This is a genomic window from Pseudomonas sp. EL_65y_Pfl2_R95 (assembly GCF_963971045.1).
In the GTDB taxonomy this organism is placed as follows: domain Bacteria; phylum Pseudomonadota; class Gammaproteobacteria; order Pseudomonadales; family Pseudomonadaceae; genus Aquipseudomonas.
On record NZ_CAXAOV010000005.1, the window covers coordinates 410508 to 427768 of the forward strand.

A 17261-nucleotide genomic window follows, 5' to 3' on the forward strand; every position below is an offset into this window, starting at 1 on the left:
TGAAAATGCAGTTTCAGCGCAGATCATAACCGCTTAGCGCAGCTTCTCAAGTAGTTGGTAGTACCACATGCCGACGGCCAGCATCGGGTTACCCAATACGTCGCCCAGCGGCACTTTAATGTGTGAACAGCCGGCAAAGGTGTCGAACTTCTCTAAACTGCCGGTCAGCGCATTGGCCATGACCTCGCCCATGATGTGGGTCGTGGCAATGCCGTGCCCAGAGTAACCCTGGCAATACCAAACATTGTCTGAAAGTTTACCCAGCTGTGGGATGCGGTTAATGACGATGCCCATGGCACAGCTCCACTGGAAGTCGATATCAACGCCTTTCAATTTCGGGAATGTACGCTCAACGCCTGGCCGTAGTTCTGCTGCAATATCGCGCGAATCGCGGCCTGAGTAATTGGCGCCGCCACCAAACAGCAGGCGCTTATCGGCTGTAAGTCGGAAGTAATCCAGCACGAAACGGCAGTCGTATACAGCGAGGTCCTGCGGATTGATCTGTTCAGCCAACTCGCCGAGCGGCTCTGTGGTGACAATCCCGCCCATGGCCGGAAAAATCATGCCCTTGAGCTTTTTCGGTTCCAGCTTGTGATACACATCGCCCGCCAGCAACACCTGTTTGGCGTCGATACGACCCTGCGCGGTTACCACCGCAGGTTTATCGCCGTGGATGATTTCCAGCACTTCTGAGTGCTCAAAAATAAGAGCGCCCAGGCTTTCAGCTGCCTTGGCCTCGCCAATACACAGGTTCAACGGATGCAGGTGCATGTTGCGCAGGTTCTTGATCGCGCCATGGTACAAGTCGCTGTCGAGGTGACTGCGCATGCCATTGCGATCCAACAGCGTCAGCTCGTCGCCCATGCCGCGCTGCACGGCCTCGTCATAATCTCGCTTCAAGTCATCCATGTGGCTCGGCTTGTAGGCCGCATGCAGGTGACCATGCTTGAGATCACATTCAATCGCATACTTGTCGACACGCTGCTTGATGATCTCGTGACCGCGCCAGCGCAGGCCCCAGATGAAATCATCCACCTCAGCGCCGAGCTTGTTGCGCATTTGTTTGCGCATGGCGCCATCGCCAGACAGGCTGCCGGTGACTTGACCGCCATTGCGGCCCGTTGCGCCCCAACCAATCTTCTTGGCCTCGACAATCGCGACCTTAAGCCCGCGCTCAGCCAGTTCAACCGCGCTGGCGACACCGGTAAAGCCGCCGCCGATAATCACCACATCAACGCTTACATGACCTTGCAGCGTCGGATAATGGGTTTCTTGATTAAGGGTGGCCGAGTAATACGATTTGCAGCGCTCAGCTGCCGGTGTCACAACATCTACTTGAGCATTCATACAAAATCCTTACTAAAGCTGTCAGGTGCCGCTCAGGCTGGCGTGCGACTGCGCGCAGTGGCCGGAAAATCAGGCGTTGCTGAGATACCAACGCCAATCCTGCTCACCCACTTCAGCCATAAACTGCCGGTATTCTTCGCGCTTGACTGCGAGGTACACATCGAGAAATTCGCCGCTCAACGCCTCTCGTGCCCAGCTTGAGTTTTCCAGCGCCCGCAGCGAGGTAAGCCAGTCGGTAGGCAACAGTTCGGTGGCCTGCGCATAACCATTGCCGGTAACCGGCGCCCCCGGATCAAGCTCTTGACGAATGCCGTGGTGAATCGCCGCGAGAATTGCAGCGGCAGCCAGGTACGGATTGGCATCAGCACCGCAGATACGGTGCTCAACATGCCGAGTGTTGGCTGGGCCGCCCGGTACGCGCATGCTCACGGTGCGGTTATCCACACCCCAGGTTGGCGCTAAAGGCGCATAGCTATTGGCTTGGAAGCGACGGTAGGAATTCGCGTTGGGACAAAACAACAGCAGCGAGTCGAGTAAACCATGGAGCATGCCCGCCACCGACATGGACAACAGTGGCGTACCTGCCGGGTTTTCGCTGGCATAGAGGTTATTGCCTTGTGCATCGGCCAGGCTGACATGCATGTGCATGCCGGTGCCAGCCAAATGGTCGTAAGGCTTGGCCATAAAACAAGCTTGCATACCATGCTTGTGAGCGACGCCTTTGACAATGCGTTTATAGCGAACCGCCTGGTCCATGGCCTCCAGTGCATCGCCATGTTCAAGGGTGATTTCAACTTGCCCCGGTGCATATTCGGAGATCGCCGTGCGTGCCGGAATACCTTGGGTTTTGCAGGCGCTGTAGAGGTCTGCCAGAAACGGCTCAATCTGCTCCAACTCGCGTAAGCCATAGACCTGTGTGCTGCGCGGGCGGCTGCCGTCAGCGTCCAGCGCGGGCTGCGGGCGGCCTTGGGCATCGCGCTTCTGATCGAGCAAATAAAATTCCAGCTCACAGGCCATGACCGGGTAATAGCCGTCTGCCTTGAGGCGCTCAATTACCTGCACCAGCAAATGCCGTGGGTCGGCCACGGTGGCGGGCAGGCCTTCAGTCGGGTGCATGCTGACCTGTACGGCAGCCGTGGGAATCTGCCGCCAAGGCATGCGCGTCAAACTGCCGGACAGCGGATAAGCGCGGCAATCGATATCACCCACTTCCCAGACCAAGCCTGAGTCCTCAACGTCATCACCATTCATGGTCAGGCCAAGAATGGTGCTCGGCAGCGGCCGTCCGCTGTTGTAGACAGCGAGCAATTCATCACGGTGCAGCAGTTTGCCGCGCGGCACACCATTGGCGTCGAGAATGAAGAGCTCGAACATCTCGATATCTGGGTTTTCCGCTAGGAATTTTTCAGCTTCTTGCACGGGAGCGAATTGCATGGGATCTCGATAGCGCAGCAGTGCGCATAAGTCGGTTGCCAATGGGCAAGCGGGATAAGCAATCAGGCAGCAGCACAGGGGTACCACTGAGAAGGAACAACCGGCGGGTGCACGGAATGCGCACAGCGGTTAGCAGATCGCGGAAAAAGTCCGGTCTGGAGGGCGCGCATGTCGGCAATGCCAAAGCGCCCAGAAGGCTAGGATTTTTGGGAAGAGAGGGTTGACCCGGTTTGCAGCAAAGCTCAGCCGCTCCCGTGATAACGGAATAAATACAGGCTGGCTGGGAAGAAGTGCTGGCAAACTCATAGAGCTGAAGACTGGCACAGGGCACAATGTTTGTTAAAGCATATTTTTTACATGTTCAGATTATTTTCGACTAAACAATCAATTCGCAACTGACCGCCGCGACATCTGCGCTTCTCAGGGGTGTAAAGCCCAGCGACCAGTGAGAAGTCGGTTCAGGCGTTTTTGATGCGCCACGCCGGAACAGACAAGCTTCGCGTTGTCTCACCCGACAAATCGATGACGACGAATAAAACTCTGGTCGAGATAATCTTTCCAGCGACCGTAAATCTGTCCGCTCGCACTAAGCCCGCGCCACGCTAACAGCGCGCCACCATCGCCCGTGGCCAACAGCGCCAGGCTGTGCTTTTGCGGACGGTAGTTTTTAAGTGGCTGATCCTTCAGGGCAGCCATTAGGTTATTGGCCAGTACAGGAGCCTGACGCACTGAATAAACACCGCTTTTAAGGGCGCCGGGCAGGCTTGCGCAATCACCCGCAGCAAAGATCTGTCGATGTGAGTCGCTCTGCAAGGTCGGCATTATCTGCACAAAGCCACGCGCATCACAGCGCAGGCCGCTTTGCCCGAGCCAGGGCAACGCCTGCGCCCCCGTTGCCAGCAATACCCGCTCGCCGCGCCAGACCAGATCGTCTTCACTAAAAAGCTGATCGCCCTCAATGCGGCTCACTGGACTGTACTCGCGCAGCCGCACTCGTCGTTGACGCAGCGCGCCTATCGCTCGTAAATGCAACCCCGGATTATGCCCAGCGAGCAACTTACCCGCACAAAACAGTGACAACTGCGGCACTTTTTCCGCCAGCGCCAATGCCAGCTCAACGCCGGCGGCACCACCCCCGATAATGGCCAAGGGTTTAGGCGCCTGCTGCCATGTCTGCCAATGCGTCAGGAACTGCGCAAAGGGCTTAACCGCCAAGCAGTGCATGGCATCGCCTTGTTGCGGCAATGGACTCACCTGACCGCCGACGTTAAGCGACAACCACTTTGCGTTTAACTGACGACCGTCGCGCAGCTGTACTTGGCGTTGTTCTGCCGAAATTGAAATAACCTCGTCGATGATCAAGTCGACCTTGGCGGCGCGGCACATCGGTTGCAGTTCGACGGAGCAATCTTCAGCCGAAAAGCGACCGGCGAGCAACCCCGGAAGCATGCCCGAATACCATGCATGGTGATCAGCACTGACCAAGGCGATCCGCCCCGGCGGACGCTCAAGCATGGCCCAGCGCCGTAACACGCCAAGGTGTGCATGACCGGCACCGACCAGAATCAAATCGTAGTCATTCATAACGTTTTGCGCTCATCCTTGAGAGTTTCCCGGTATTGGCTAGGGCTCTGCCCAGTCCAGCGTTTGAAGGCTCGACTAAAACTACTGACATCTGAAAAACCGAGCAAATAGGCCATTTCACTGATGGTGCACCTGGCCTCACGCATGTATTGCAGCGCCAGGGCTTGGCGCGTTTCAGCCAGCACCCTTTCATAACTTGTGCCTTCCTCAGCCAAGTGCCGCTGCAAGCTGCGCAGACTCAGGTGCAAGGCCTGTGCGATGCGTTCTGCAGAAGGCTCGCCATCGGGTAATTGGGTTTGCAGACGGGCGCGTACTTTGCGCAGCCAACTCGGGGCCTGCAATTGCTCAAGGTTGAGTTTGAGCACCGCCTCGTTATGCTCAGCCAGTTCAGGATTACCATCGTCCAACTGCTGTTCAAACACTGGCTTGGCAAAGCGCAGCAAGTTCTCGGGCGCCGAAAAAACCAACGGTGCGCGAAAGACTGCATGCCAGGGCTGTGGGTCTGCCGGTTCCGGGCGCTGCAAGTAAACCGCCATGGGCGCAAAGTCGCGACCCAGTCGATTTCGGCAACTGCGCACGTAGATTGCCGCAAATGCATCCAGCGCCTCGGGGGCAGGCAGCAACTTGCCGGGAGAATTGCGAAAGCGAAACTCATAGCAGTCCGCACATTCGCGCAATTCAAGCTCCATGGCATCGCTGACCACTTGGTGATAACGGACTGTGCGCTCAAATACCTCACGCAGGCTGCAACTGGCAGCTAGGGCATAACCCAGCGCATGAAAGGTCGTCGGACTGACAAACTGGGAGGTCTTGAGGCCCAACGCCGGGTCCCCACTGGCCGCAACTGCCAACTGCCAAAGCCGGGTGGTGACCGACAACGGGCAACGCCCATTGGGATCGTCCAATGCGCCTGGCTCGAGTCCGGCCTGCGCGCACAGCTGCTCGCCATCAAGGCCAAGTGCATCAAGCTGCTTACGCAGTGCGCGGGTCCAGCTGGCTAGGGTAGTTGCTTCATTGGTCATGCAGGTTGGCGTATCCAGTCAACAGGTTGGCGTACTCGGTTGGGCGTACAGACAATAAATGGCGCAAGGTTGAAACCATCAAAAATGCTGCCGGCAAATAACGCTGAATTCACCATAAGTCATTTTGCCGCTGATGAATAAGAGGATGGGGTGATGTCGAACGATTCTGCAAGTGCTGCACCGCTAAATGATCACCAGCGATCAGCGTATATTCGCCAAAAAGTGATGGCCCATGGCACTGAACTGCGCCAGCGTTTTCCGATCTTGCTGCACCAGGATGCTTTAGGCGCAGGGATTCTGACCTTCGCCCTGCTCGGAATGTTCGGCTCAGCTGCCCTGTATATGAACGGCTATATGGCCTGGTGGCTGTGTGTGTTACTGAATGCATTTTTTGCATCCTTGACCCATGAACTCGAACACGACCTGATTCACTCGATGTATTTTCGCAAACAACGCATTCCCCACAATCTGATGCTGGCATTGGTTTGGCTGGCGCGGCCAAGCACGATTAATCCTTGGGTTCGACGGCACTTGCACTTGAATCATCACAAGGTGTCCGGCACCGAGCAGGATCTGGAAGAGCGCGCCATCACCAACGGTGAACCTTGGGGCCTTGCACGCTTGCTGATGGTGGGCGATAACGTCATGTCGACCTTGATTCGGGTACTGCGCGCGCCGACAGCCAAAGTGCGCTGGCACATGATCAAGCGCTCATTGATGGTTTATGCACCCTTGGCATTGCTCAACTGGAGCGCGTGGTACCTGTTCCTTGGCTTCCATGGAATCGACTTGTTCAGCAGCGCTTTGGGCATGCCGGTCGACTGGTCAGCCAGTACCCTGCAGTTTATGCACGGGGTAGACATCGCCGTGGTGGTGTTGGTCGGGCCTAATGTATTGCGCACCTTCTGCCTGCACTTTGTCAGCTCTAACATGCATTACTACGGTGACGTTGAGCCGGGTAACGTGATCCAGCAAACCCAAGTCCTCAACCCGTGGTGGCTATGGCCGCTGCAAGCGTTCTGCTTCAACTTCGGCAGCAGCCATGCGATTCACCACTTCGTGGTCAAGGAGCCGTTTTATATCCGCCAACTGAGCGTGCCGTTCGCCCACAAGGTGATGCGTGAAGCGGGTGTACGCTTCAATGACTTCGGCACCTTTACCCGGGCCAATCGCTGGCAGCGCACAGAACAGACGCAAGGCAACGAACAGGCGCAGACGGCTTGATCCATCTCGACATGGCGGGCCATACCCGCTGTGTCTTAGTTCGACTCAAGGGTTAAGGTCGGCGAAGCAAAATAACTGTCCGCCGACTCACCGGTGTTATCGCTATCCGCAGCAAACACCACGCCGATAATACGTTGCGGGGCGCTGCCGAAGGCGGCAATTGCATCCGCGCGAAGATCGCGCTTCTCGTCCAGCCACTTAGCCAGTGGCGCCTCTGGACCGCGCAGTACCTTCATCTCAACTTGATCGGTATAGGCGCTGCGCGCGTGAGTGCCGGGCGCGGCCTTGTTGTCCCACACATAACTTAAGGTCGCTGCAGGCAGGTCAGGGTCATAAAAAGTGCGCGCCAAGCGGATTTTCTGCCGGGTCAGAAAAGGTAAGTCATCCAATGGATAGTCCAGCAGCACATAGACTCGTGCGGCGTAATCATCGCCATCACGGGTGGAGAATGCCGCCTCGTTCAAGCGTTTTTCGGTGCGCCACTGCCAGCGCAATACCCAGGGTTTGTCACCGGCAAGATCAAGCGGATGCAACAGGCCACCGGCCGCCGCGTCAGCCTTGATATGCAACACCTGACGACCGTCCTGGGTTTCCAGCGTGCGGATCGAGGGTTTGAGTTTAGGGATGTCAGCTAAACGCCAAGGCGCTGACCACTCGCCCGCCGGCGGGCCGGCTGTCCATGCTTGCAACGCAGTATCGGTCTGGCTTTGCGCGGCACAGGCTAGACTTGCCTGCGCCAATGCACAGGCAATCAATAAAGCGCTTGAGCGGCGTTTCATCCGCGCCGCCAGTCATGAAATTTCTCGACCCAGCGCAACAAGCCTTGCGGCGCATGCGCACGCTTCCACTCTCCAGCGGCATACTTGTTCGCCTCCGCCATTGTTGGGTAGCTGTGGGTGGTGCCGAGAATTTTGTTCAGCCCCAAGTTGTGCTTCATCGCCAGTACATATTCGGCAAGCAACTCACCGGCATGTTCGCCGACGATGCTCACACCTAGAATGCGGTCTTTGCCGGGTACCGTGAGGACTTTGACAAAGCCGTGGGCCGCTTCATCGGCAATCGCCCGGTCCAGATCGTCGATCTGGTAACGGGTGACTTCATACTCAACCTCCTGAGCCTTCGCCTCAGTCTCAGACAACCCAACCCGGGCGACCTCAGGCGAGGTAAAGGTGCAATACGGAATCACCCGATAATCCACCTTGAAGCGCTTAAAGCCGCTAAACAGCGAATTGACCGCCGCATACCAAGCCTGATGCGCCGCCACATGGGTGAACTGATAAGGCCCGGTTACATCGCCCACCGCGTAAATATTCGGGAAGCGCGTGGCGAGGTATTCATCGGTTTCCAGCGTGCCGTTTTTACGCACCGTCAGATCAAGCTCTTCAGCGCCGTAACCGCTGACATTCGCCACCCGACCCAACGCCATCAGCAGGCAATCGAAGGCGATGGTGACTTCCTCACCGGTGTCCATACGCCGAGCGACCATACGCTGCTCGCCGTCGACCATTTCGAAACGCTCGGCTTTATGCAACAAGCGCACATCAACGCCATCATTGCTCAAGCTATTGAAGACCTGCTCGCTGGCATCGGCATCTTCACGGGGCAACAAACGGTCAGCCAGTTCAACCTGAATCACTTGGCTGCCCAAGCGCTGAAATGCCTGCGCCAGCTCACAACCAATGGGCCCGCCACCCAACACCAGTATCCAACGGGGTTGCTGACGCAAGTTCCAAATGGTGTCGGAGGTGTACATCTGCACCTGATCAATGCCCGGGATATTGGGCACCAGGGGCCGTGCGCCCGCGGCAATAATCATGCTGCGCGCGCTTAATGTCTGACCATTGACCTCGACGGTCCATGGCGATGTGATTTTCGCCTCACCGGTGATTACCTCGACCCCCAAACCGGTGTAGCGCTCAACTGAATCGTGCGGTTCGATATCACTGATAACCCGCTGTATACGCTCCATCACCGCTGGAAAATCAATTTCAGCATGGGCTGCGCGGAAACCCAGTGCATCGGCTTTTTTCAGTTCACTGACAAACTTCGCCGAGCGCAATAAGGCCTTCGACGGCACGCAGCCGGTATTAAGGCAATCACCGCCCATCTTGTGCTTTTCAATCAAGCTGACCTTGGCCTTAACTGCGGCCGCAATGTAAGCACTGACCAAACCGCCAGACCCGGCACCAACCACCACCAAGTTGCGGTCAAACGAATCCGGGCGAATCCAGTTTTTGTAAATACGTCGGGCCTGAATCAGCCCCAGCAACTTGCGGGCAATGATCGGGAAGATACCCAGCAGCACAAATGCCCCAATCAGCCCCGGCGAGAGGATGCCGCGCAGTGACTCAAGCTGGCCCAGTTCACGGCCGGCATTCACATACACCAGCGTGCCCGGCAACATGCCTAGCTGACTGACCCACCAAAAGGTGCGCACGGGCAGGCGCGTCAGGCCCATTGCCAGGTTGATCAGGAAGAACGGGAATAACGGCACCAGTCGCAAGGCGAACAAGTAAAACGCGCCTTCTCGCTCAACCCCTTGATCAATACTCGCCAAGCGTTTGCCAAAGCGCTTTTGCACCCAGTCACGCAGCAGGAAACGGCTGCTGAGCATGGCCAGCGTGGCACCCATGGCGGAGGCGAAGGACACCAGCAAAAAGCCTTCGCCCAAGCCGAATAGCGCCCCCCCAAGCAAGGTCATCAGCGCGGCGCCGGGGAGCGACAATGCGGTCACGGCGACATAAATAAGAAAGAAAACCCCAGCCGCCAACAACGGCTGCGCAGAAACTTGGGCATTAAGTGATGCTTGCTGCGCCTTGAGCGCATCCAGACTCAGGTATTGGCCCAAGTCGAAGACAAAGAAGCTACCGAGTAGCGCAAGGATCACGCCCATCAACAGGATTTTGCGGGTATTCATTATGTAAGCGCCTCCATAGCGCATAGGCTCTGACACAAGCTGAAGCCCGTCAGGAGAGCGCTGGACACCGGTAGCAGTGCCTGCCCTAAGATACGTGAGCGATACGACAGGGCCGCCGGACTAGCGGGTGGCCACTGACGATCGAAGTCATTGAGAAATTGTGCATGGTCGTAATTCAGCGCCAGGGCTTCGATATACAAACCGTTGCGCTCGGCGCGATAAAGCGCTGCCGCATGGGGCGTGGTAGCGATACGCGTGATCACACCATAACGACCGCCACTAAAGTTCGGCATGCCCGCCGCGCCGTTATTGATCACAGCGCCGTGCTGCAAATTCAGTGCAACGGCCGTGCAACTGTGACTGGTGGCCAATACTTCGCAGTGATTGTGCAGCAGCCATTGATCCAACACTTGCTGTCGCGCAGGCTCGCTTAATGCTTCACGCGAGCATTGCCACCCCGCCAGCGACTGCTCATCGCCATGACTGATCGCCACGCGCCGCCCGCCTACCTCAACCACAGCAGTCGCTGGCCGCGCCGCCAATTGCTCAGCCATGCCGGGTAAGGCTTGCACGGTTTGATTCAACTGGTACTGCATGGCGTTCGAACGTTCAACCAGGCTGTCATCAACCGACATCGGGTAAGCACAACCGCACCCAGCACCGCTATCAAGGGTGCGCCCGAGTTCGGTTTCGACATTCCCGCGCAGCAAGGTGTAAGCACTCAGACCTTGCTCAACTTGCAAAAAAAGCTGCGGGTCGCAATCAAACCAATGGGCGTCACCGTTGCAGATGACCCGCACACCCGGCTCGGATTCAACCCGACGCTGCAGCGCTGCCAGGGCCTGACGATTGCCGTATAAACCACCGACCACATACAAGGTCTCGCAGCCGAACAGCGGTTGCGCAGTAAACGCCTCGGCCGGTAAACGGTAATCCAATGGGCAATCGCGACCTGCGCGCATCAAGCTTCGCCGCGCGCCGGGTAGTTATTGTTGATCACGTACTCCACCGCACCCAACAACTCATCAAAATGCGGGCGCGCAAACGGCATGGTATTAACCGAGGACATATACAAGCTGCCATCTGGACGAACCAAGAACACCCCAGGTTCGGCAAATATCGCTGGCTCTTGTGAATCAGGCCGGCCAGCGGAAACGAATAAACCCCATTCGCGCGCCGCTTCGATCGAGACACCGTAGCCCAGCGGCACATTGGCGATTGTCCAGCTGGCCTGGGTCTTCTGTGCGCGCTCCTGGCTGTCGCTCGACAGGGCAATCACCTCAACACCCAGCGCGGCAAAACGCTCGACCAGGCCATTGAGCTCTTGCAACGATTTACGACACAGCGGGCAATGCATACCGCGATAAAACACCAGCAGGGTGAAGTTCTTGGGCGCATTGGCATTCAAGGTCCACTGGCCTTCAGGCATCAGAGGGACAGACAGTGCAGGCACCGCTTGGCGTGGGATCAACTGGCTCACATTTGCTTCCTTACAGAAGAGGATGAAGGATCGGCAGGACCGCAGATAAAGCCGGGCAATACATAGCCCAGCGTGCAGAGAATCAGCCCATATAAATTGGTGCCCAGCAGCAACGCATAACTGCCGTCGCCGATCGCCCAGCTTTGCGGTATCCAATCAAGACTCAAGGCGAGACCTAACAACAATCCGCACCAGAAGCTCAGATGAAAACCCAGACGTGTCGGCCGGAAGATACCGTGGAGAATAAACACCGGCGCCAGACCAATCACCATGGTGCCGCTGATGGTGGTGGCCTTGAGAATGTCTGTGCCCGCCAGCATTGGCAGGTTACCAAGCAGGGCGAACACCACCATCACGGCCATGCCCACGCCAATCGCTTTCTGGCCTAAATCACGCCCGGCCAGGTGCGGCAGTTCGCGCCCGGCCAGTTTGGCCAGACTGGAAAAGGTTGAATCCAGTGTTGAACCCGCAGCTGAAACCATCACCACGGTCATGACCATCAACGCTGCAACGCCCATCGACTTGGCCAAATCGGCCGGTACATTGCTTGATGCCGCCATCCCCGTGAGTTGTGCGTGAACGCCAATCAGGCTGAAAGCGAGAATCGCGACAAAGCCCAATACGCCAGCGATTACAAACGAGCGGCGCATGGTTTTTTCTTCGCTGATAAAACCGCGATCGGTCAGTACCGGGTCATGAAAGCCGTAGCTGAAGGCTTGCAGGCCAGCCACCAGCAGTAAATCCACCCCGCCACTAAAGGCCCAATGACTGGTACTGGCGAGCTGCGCAGCAGAGTGCTGCGGCAATACCAAACCCAGCACCCACACCAAGGCCACCACAAAGATGGCGGCTTGTGCTGCATCGGTCAGAATCGAGCTGCGCAGCCCGCCGCGTAGGCTGTAAGCCAGAGTGACTGCAGTAAACAGCAAGGCAGCGGTGATAAATCCGGCGCTGCCGGAATCACCGTAATAACCGCCAACCACTGCGGTATTACTCCAGACCTCGTTGAACAACCGGATTAAAATCGCCGCCGTAAATGCCAGCGCAGCACCACGACCGTAATGGCTGCTGAGAAAGCTGACCAAACCCGTTGCTGCGAATTTGCGCCGCAGCCGATAGATCACAAAGCCGGTCAATGGAATCGCCAGCCAGTAGGTGGCGTAGGCCAAGCCGCCAATCAGGCCATAGCTGGCACCCAGATTCGCGGCATTGGTCACCGATTTGGCAAAGATCCAGCTGATAAATATGCTGGACGTCAGTAGCCAGGGAGCAGCACTGCGGCCTTGATTATCTTCACCGTGAAAAAAGCCACCGATGGTCACGGCGCGTGGCGAGAGCATCACCATCAGCACGCCGTACAGCACCAGAAACCCCCAAAAAAACAGCCCAAGAGCAGTGTTGGGTTGCATAGGTTATTCCTTAGGAATTGAGCGCGCCGCCGCAACTGGACCCTTGTCCAGCCGTGCACGCAAAGCAATGGTCACGGGTTACGATGCTGTTGCCAGCCAGCGTCGCGTTTAGCAGATCGCTCAAGTGCGGCCGCTGACGGCTGATGACCTGACCTCGCAGCTCCAGGGGCAAATCAAGCATCTGATTGAAGTCACAGTCATACAAATAGCCCTGCCAGTCGACACTAACCAGCGAACGGCACATCAAGCCTTCCACGTTTTCCGCGCGGTAACTGTCACGCAGCAGCTGCATATAATTGTTGAATTGGCCTTTACTCACCAAGGTGCTGCCAAAGCGGGCAATCGGCTGGTTGGTGATGGTCAGCAAGTGATTGAAGACAATCCCGAAGTCCTCAATCAAGTGACGCTTATAGTCCGCCTCAAGAGCTTGTTGGGGTGGCGGTAAACTTGCGCCTTGCGGGTTGAACACCAGGTTCAGGATCAAGCCGCTGCCTTCCTTGCCGTAACCCAGCGCATTGAGCTTTTGCAGACCGATGATGCTGGCATCGAATACCCCATCGCCACGCTGCTTATCCACATTGTCACGGGAATAACAGGGCATCGATGCGCTGATTTCAACCTGCTGTTCAGCCAGAAACTGGGCGAGATCCTCGTAACCCGGCTCGCTCAAAATTGTCAGGTTGCAGCGATCAATAACCCGTAAACCTTCACGCCGCGCGTGCCGTACGATTTCACGAAAGCGCGGGTGCATTTCCGGCGCGCCACCGGTCAGATCAAGCGTGTGCACCGGGTGTGCGTCAATCACCTGATGTAACAGCGCAAGGCTTTCGTCGGTCATCGACTCAGTGCGCGTCGGCCCCGCATTGACGTGGCAATGCAGGCAACGCTGGTTGCACAAATAGGTGAGATTGACCTGCAACGCCTCAAGCGCCCCGCGGGTTAGTGCGGGAAAGGCCAAGCGGTCGAGGAGCGGTAACATCGCGTGCACAGGGGGCTCCAATGAAAAGTATGGGATATAGAGCTGTTTGCCGAGCCTTTGTTACAGCCAACACAGGCTTTTAACTTACTGTATTGTTATACAAAGCTTGTACAAAGTCCGCACTGGTTAATCAAGCTACCTTAGGAGACGCCCATGCTGCGCATTGTCCTGTTCTTCCTCGCCGGTTTTCTTGCTGTGCCTTTTTTCCACCAACCCATTCTTGGGTTGCTGCACGCCACCGGCGTGGTGCCGTTTGCGCCGTTTAACATGGCCGCAACCTTACCTCTGGGCGTTCCGGCGTTAGTTTCGGCCTCTTTCTGGGGCGGGATCTGGGCGATCATAATGCTCAGCGTATTGCGCTGGGACGCACGCCAGCCCCAGCCATGGATCAAGGGCCTGCTATTTGGTGGCATTGCTTTAACGTTAGTCGCTCTGCTGGTGGTTTTCCCACTTAAGGGAATGGGCTTCAATATGGCGCAGTTGCCGGGGCGCTTTATCATCGGCTTCTTGGTCAATGCCGCATGGGGCGTGGGCACGCTGGTCTTTGCGAAAACCTTTATCAGCCGCTGAGACCTCATACGCTGAGCAATGGTGGATGAAAAAGGCGTCATCCACCCTACCGCTTGGGCGTTGATGGTGGTTTTCCGTAGGGTGTGACAACGCGAAGCTTGTCCACCATGGGGTAACGGATAGTCGAATGTGTCTGTGAAAATGGTGGATAAAAAAGCGTCATCCACCCTTGGCTGGGGCGTTGATGCTGGTTTTCCGTAGGGTGTGACAACGCGCAGCTTGTCCACCATGGGGTAACGGATAATCGAATGTGTCTGTGAAAATGGTGGATGGGAATGCATCATCCGCCGCATAGCTGGACAAAAAAAACCCGCCGAAGCGGGTCTTTTTTAGGGCGAAGGCTTATGCCAGCTCGTCAAAACACTCAGCGATAATCGCCAGGCCTTTATCCAGCAGCTCATCCTCTGCAGTCAAGGGCACCAGCACGCGCAACACGTTGCCGTAAGTACCGCACGACAGCAGGATCAAACCTTTGTCGCGGGCTTTGGCAACCACTTGGCCAACCAGAGCGGCGGCGGGCTTATGGTGATCGCCCTCTTCGAACAGCTCAACCGCGATCATCGAACCCAGAGCACGCACATCACCGACGGTTTTATGCTTGGCCTGAATGGCTTTGAGGCCAGTCACCAGGCGCTCGCCAACGGCTTTGCTGCGGTCCAGCAGGTTCTCTTCTTCAAACACTTCCATAACTGCCAAAGCAGCTGCGCAAGCAATCGGGCTACCGGCATAGGTGCCGCCCAGACCGCCCGGAGCGATAGCGTCCATGTATTCGGCTTTGCCGCACACGCCCGCCAATGGGAAACCGCCAGCAATCGACTTGGCGAAAGTGGTCAGGTCAGGGGCAACGCCCATTTGCTCCATGGCGAAGAACGTACCAGTGCGGCCAGCGCCGGTTTGCACTTCATCAGCGATCAACAGAATGCCATGCTGGTCGCACAACGCACGCAGACGCTTCATAAAGTCTTTCGGCGCCACATAGAAACCACCCTCGCCTTGCACCGGCTCGATGATGATCGCGGCAATGTCTGCTGGCTCAGCGTCGTTCTTGAAGATGCGTTCAATGCTGGCAATCGCATCATCAGTGCTCACTCCATGCATTTCACACGGGTATTGCGCACGGAAAACACCGCCCGGCATCAGGCCCATGCCAGCCGAGTAAGGTGCGACCTTGCCAGTCAATCCCAACGTCATCATGGTACGGCCGTGGTAGCCGCCCGTGAAGGCGATAACACCTGCACGACCGGTTGCAGCACGGGCGATTTTTACCGCGTTTTCTACCGCTTCAGAACCGGTGGTAACCAGCAGAGTTTTCTTGTCGAAATCACCTGGCACCTTGGCGTTAATCTTTTCGCACACTTCAACATACGGCTCGTAAGCCAATACCTGGAAGCAGGTGTGCGAAAGCTTGGTCAGTTGCTCTTGCACAGCGGCGACGATTTTCGGATGCAAATGGCCGGTGTTCAACACCGCAATACCGCCAGCGAAGTCGATGAACTCGCGTCCTTCAACATCCGTCACCGTCGCGTTTTCAGCTTTTTCAGCGAAAATCGGATGGATCTGGCCAACACCACGTGGAACAGCGGCGGTACGGCGTTGCATCAATGATTCGTTTGTCTTGCTCATGTCTTCCTCATTCGCCGCTCATCGCGCGGCGTGGTTCAAGGACTGCGCAACCGGTGGCAAACGCAACAGCATACGATGATCGACTGCTGCGCCCTCCCCGGTTACAGGGTGGTTAAATATGTAAACAGTGAATGGCTGAACGATCCGGCTGACTCTTGCCAGTTAATCCTTCAGCCACCACCCGCGCTATCAAGCAGCGCGTCAGAGGGTTAAACGCTCAGGCACAGGTATTTGATTTCCAGATAGTCTTCAATACCGTACTTGGAGCCTTCACGTCCCAGACCAGAAGCCTTGATGCCGCCGAAAGGCGCCACTTCATTCGAGATCAAACCGGTGTTAACGCCAACCATGCCGTATTCCAGCGCTTCAGCAACGCGGAACACGCGGCTCATATCGCGGGCATAGAAGTAGGACGCCAAACCAAACTCAGTGTCGTTGGACATGGCGATCACTTCAGCTTCATCTTTAAAGCGGAACAGCGGCGCCAGCGGGCCAAAGGTCTCCTCTTTAGCGACAGCAGCGTTGAGCGGCACATCAACCAGAATGGTCGGCTCAAAGAAAGTGCCGCCTTTGCTGTGCGGTTTACCGCCAGTCAGCACCTTGGCGCCTTTGCTGACCGCATCTTCGATGTGCTCTTTGACCTTGGCCACGGCTTTATCGTCGATCAACGGGCCAGTGGTCGTGCCTTCAGTCAGGCCGTCACCAATATTCAGCTTGGCAACTGCAGCCTTGAGCTTGTCAGCGAAGGCGTCGTAAACACTGTCTTGCACATATAAACGGTTGGCGCAGACACAGGTCTGGCCGTTATTGCGGTACTTGGAAACGATCGCGCCCTCAACTGCAGCATCGAGGTCGGCGTCATCAAATACGATAAACGGCGCGTTGCCACCCAGTTCCAGCGAAACCTTTTTGATGTCTTTCGCGCACTCAGCCATCAGCTGACGACCGATTTCAGTCGAGCCAGTGAACGACAGCTTGCGCACGATTGGGTTGCTGGTCAGCTCGCCGCCGATATCGCCAGCGCTGCCGGTAACAACGCTTAGCACGCCTTTTGGAATACCCGCACGCTCAGCTAATTCCACCAGCGCCAATGCCGAAAACGGCGTTTGCGAAGCCGGTTTGATCACCATGGTGCAGCCTGCAGCCAGCGCTGGGCCCGCTTTACGGGTAATCATCGCTGCCGGGAAGTTCCACGGGGTAATAGCCGCAGTCACACCAATAGGCTGTTTGATTACGATCAGGCGCTTGTCCGGCTGATGGCCAGGAATTACGTCGCCATAAACACGCTTGGCTTCCTCAGCGAACCATTCAATAAAGGAGGCTGCATAGGCAATCTCACCTTTGGCTTCGGCCAGTGGCTTGCCCTGCTCTAGCGTCATCAAGCGACCCAGGTCGTCTTGGTTCTCAATCAACAGCTCAAACCAACGACGAAGCTTGTTAGCCCGTTCTTTGGCGGTGAGTGCGCGCCAAGCTGGCAATGCTTTCTCGGCAGCTTCAATCGCTCGGCGGGTTTCGGTTGCGCCCATTTTTGGCACAGTGCCCAAGGTCTCGCCGGTCGCAGGGTTAGTCACCTTAATGGTCTGGCCGCTATCCGCGTCCAACCAAGCACCATCGATATAAGCCTGCTGACGAAATAGCTTAGAGTCTTGCAATTGCATGGCAGTCTCCTTCA

The 17261-nt window shown here is 56.6% G+C and carries 14 protein-coding genes; 2 read left to right on the forward strand and 12 right to left on the reverse strand.

The annotated features are described in order from the left end of the window. Window positions 1-33: 33 nt before the first annotated feature. The 4 genes from AACY09_RS17615 to AACY09_RS17630 all read right to left on the reverse strand — a co-directional run bounded on the left by AACY09_RS17615 (window position 34) and on the right by AACY09_RS17630 (window position 5387). Window positions 34-1347, reverse strand: coding sequence for an NAD(P)/FAD-dependent oxidoreductase (locus AACY09_RS17615; RefSeq protein ID WP_339489852.1), 1314 nt, complete (start codon window positions 1345-1347; stop codon window positions 34-36). 69 nt (window positions 1348-1416) lie between these two features. Then, window positions 1417-2781, reverse strand: coding sequence for a glutamine synthetase family protein (locus AACY09_RS17620; protein WP_339489853.1), 1365 nt, complete (start codon window positions 2779-2781; stop codon window positions 1417-1419). 507 nt (window positions 2782-3288) lie between these two features. Further along, window positions 3289-4365 carry an FAD-dependent oxidoreductase gene (locus AACY09_RS17625; RefSeq protein ID WP_339489854.1) on the reverse strand — a complete coding sequence of 359 codons (1077 nt, stop codon included), beginning with the start codon at window positions 4363-4365 and terminating at the stop codon, window positions 3289-3291. Continuing rightward, complete coding sequence (locus tag AACY09_RS17630; RefSeq protein ID WP_339489855.1) at window positions 4362-5387, reverse strand: AraC family transcriptional regulator; 1026 nt, start codon at window positions 5385-5387, stop codon at window positions 4362-4364. Before AACY09_RS17630 ends, AACY09_RS17625 begins: the two co-directional genes overlap by 4 nt. A gap of 153 nt (window positions 5388-5540) precedes the next feature. Here AACY09_RS17630 and AACY09_RS17635 point away from each other — a divergent pair, with 153 nt between their 5' ends. Further along, entirely contained in the window at window positions 5541-6611 is a 1071-nt protein-coding gene (locus AACY09_RS17635; RefSeq protein WP_339489856.1) for a fatty acid desaturase, read from the forward strand. Between the two features lie 35 nt (window positions 6612-6646). On the opposite strand, the gene AACY09_RS17640 is transcribed toward AACY09_RS17635, so the two are convergent. The 6 genes from AACY09_RS17640 to arsS are packed head-to-tail and all read right to left on the reverse strand — an operon-like array spanning window position 6647 to window position 13396. Continuing rightward, a complete protein-coding gene (locus tag AACY09_RS17640) occupies window positions 6647-7390 on the reverse strand; it encodes a DUF3047 domain-containing protein (RefSeq protein ID WP_339489858.1) in 744 nt (247 codons plus the stop codon). Further along, a complete protein-coding gene (locus AACY09_RS17645) occupies window positions 7387-9528 on the reverse strand; it encodes an FAD-dependent oxidoreductase (RefSeq protein ID WP_339489860.1) in 2142 nt (713 codons plus the stop codon). The genes AACY09_RS17640 and AACY09_RS17645 overlap by 4 nt, the downstream gene beginning before the upstream one ends. Continuing rightward, on the reverse strand, window positions 9528-10490 hold the full coding sequence (locus AACY09_RS17650) for a hypothetical protein (RefSeq protein ID WP_339489862.1): 963 nt from the start codon (window positions 10488-10490) through the stop codon (window positions 9528-9530). Before AACY09_RS17650 ends, AACY09_RS17645 begins: the two co-directional genes overlap by 1 nt. Beyond that, window positions 10490-11008, reverse strand: a complete 519-nt coding sequence (locus AACY09_RS17655) for a redoxin domain-containing protein (protein ID WP_339489864.1) — start codon at window positions 11006-11008, stop codon at window positions 10490-10492. Before AACY09_RS17655 ends, AACY09_RS17650 begins: the two co-directional genes overlap by 1 nt. Further along, window positions 11005-12417: a sodium:solute symporter gene (locus AACY09_RS17660; protein ID WP_339489865.1), complete on the reverse strand. Its 1413-nt coding sequence runs from the start codon at window positions 12415-12417 to the stop codon at window positions 11005-11007. The genes AACY09_RS17655 and AACY09_RS17660 overlap by 4 nt, the downstream gene beginning before the upstream one ends. A 10-nt stretch (window positions 12418-12427) precedes the next feature. Then, window positions 12428-13396, reverse strand: coding sequence for an arsenosugar biosynthesis radical SAM (seleno)protein ArsS (gene arsS / locus AACY09_RS17665; RefSeq protein WP_339489982.1), 969 nt, complete (start codon window positions 13394-13396; stop codon window positions 12428-12430). 153 nt (window positions 13397-13549) lie between these two features. Between arsS and AACY09_RS17670 the strand changes: the two genes are divergently transcribed. Next, complete coding sequence (locus AACY09_RS17670; protein WP_339489867.1) at window positions 13550-13966, forward strand: hypothetical protein; 417 nt, start codon at window positions 13550-13552, stop codon at window positions 13964-13966. Window positions 13967-14308: 342 nt separating this feature from the next. On the opposite strand, the gene gabT is transcribed toward AACY09_RS17670, so the two are convergent. Continuing rightward, window positions 14309-15589, reverse strand: a complete 1281-nt coding sequence (gabT, locus tag AACY09_RS17675) for a 4-aminobutyrate--2-oxoglutarate transaminase (protein ID WP_339489869.1) — start codon at window positions 15587-15589, stop codon at window positions 14309-14311. Between the two features lie 209 nt (window positions 15590-15798). Further along, window positions 15799-17247 (reverse strand): NADP-dependent succinate-semialdehyde dehydrogenase, encoded by a 1449-nt coding sequence (gene gabD / locus AACY09_RS17680; protein WP_339489870.1) that lies wholly within the window; start codon window positions 17245-17247, stop codon window positions 15799-15801. Between the last annotated feature and the right edge of the window lie 14 nt (window positions 17248-17261).

What these genes read in the sequence shown, in the direction of transcription:
- AACY09_RS17615 (WP_339489852.1), bottom strand. Translation starts at nt 1,347, where the DNA reads ATGAATGCTCAAGTAGATGTTGTGACACCGGCAGCTGAGCGCTGCAAA.
- AACY09_RS17620 (WP_339489853.1), bottom strand. Translation starts at nt 2,781, where the DNA reads ATGCAATTCGCTCCCGTGCAAGAAGCTGAAAAATTCCTAGCGGAAAAC.
- AACY09_RS17625 (WP_339489854.1), bottom strand. Translation starts at nt 4,365, where the DNA reads ATGAATGACTACGATTTGATTCTGGTCGGTGCCGGTCATGCACACCTT.
- AACY09_RS17630 (WP_339489855.1), bottom strand. Translation starts at nt 5,387, where the DNA reads ATGACCAATGAAGCAACTACCCTAGCCAGCTGGACCCGCGCACTGCGT.
- AACY09_RS17635 (WP_339489856.1), top strand. Translation starts at nt 5,541, where the DNA reads ATGTCGAACGATTCTGCAAGTGCTGCACCGCTAAATGATCACCAGCGA.
- AACY09_RS17640 (WP_339489858.1), bottom strand. Translation starts at nt 7,390, where the DNA reads ATGAAACGCCGCTCAAGCGCTTTATTGATTGCCTGTGCATTGGCGCAG.
- AACY09_RS17645 (WP_339489860.1), bottom strand. Translation starts at nt 9,528, where the DNA reads ATGAATACCCGCAAAATCCTGTTGATGGGCGTGATCCTTGCGCTACTC.
- AACY09_RS17650 (WP_339489862.1), bottom strand. Translation starts at nt 10,490, where the DNA reads ATGCGCGCAGGTCGCGATTGCCCATTGGATTACCGTTTACCGGCCGAG.
- AACY09_RS17660 (WP_339489865.1), bottom strand. Translation starts at nt 12,417, where the DNA reads ATGCAACCCAACACTGCTCTTGGGCTGTTTTTTTGGGGGTTTCTGGTG.
- arsS (WP_339489982.1), bottom strand. Translation starts at nt 13,396, where the DNA reads ATGTTACCGCTCCTCGACCGCTTGGCCTTTCCCGCACTAACCCGCGGG.
- AACY09_RS17670 (WP_339489867.1), top strand. Translation starts at nt 13,550, where the DNA reads ATGCTGCGCATTGTCCTGTTCTTCCTCGCCGGTTTTCTTGCTGTGCCT.
- gabT (WP_339489869.1), bottom strand. Translation starts at nt 15,589, where the DNA reads ATGAGCAAGACAAACGAATCATTGATGCAACGCCGTACCGCCGCTGTT.
- gabD (WP_339489870.1), bottom strand. Translation starts at nt 17,247, where the DNA reads ATGCAATTGCAAGACTCTAAGCTATTTCGTCAGCAGGCTTATATCGAT.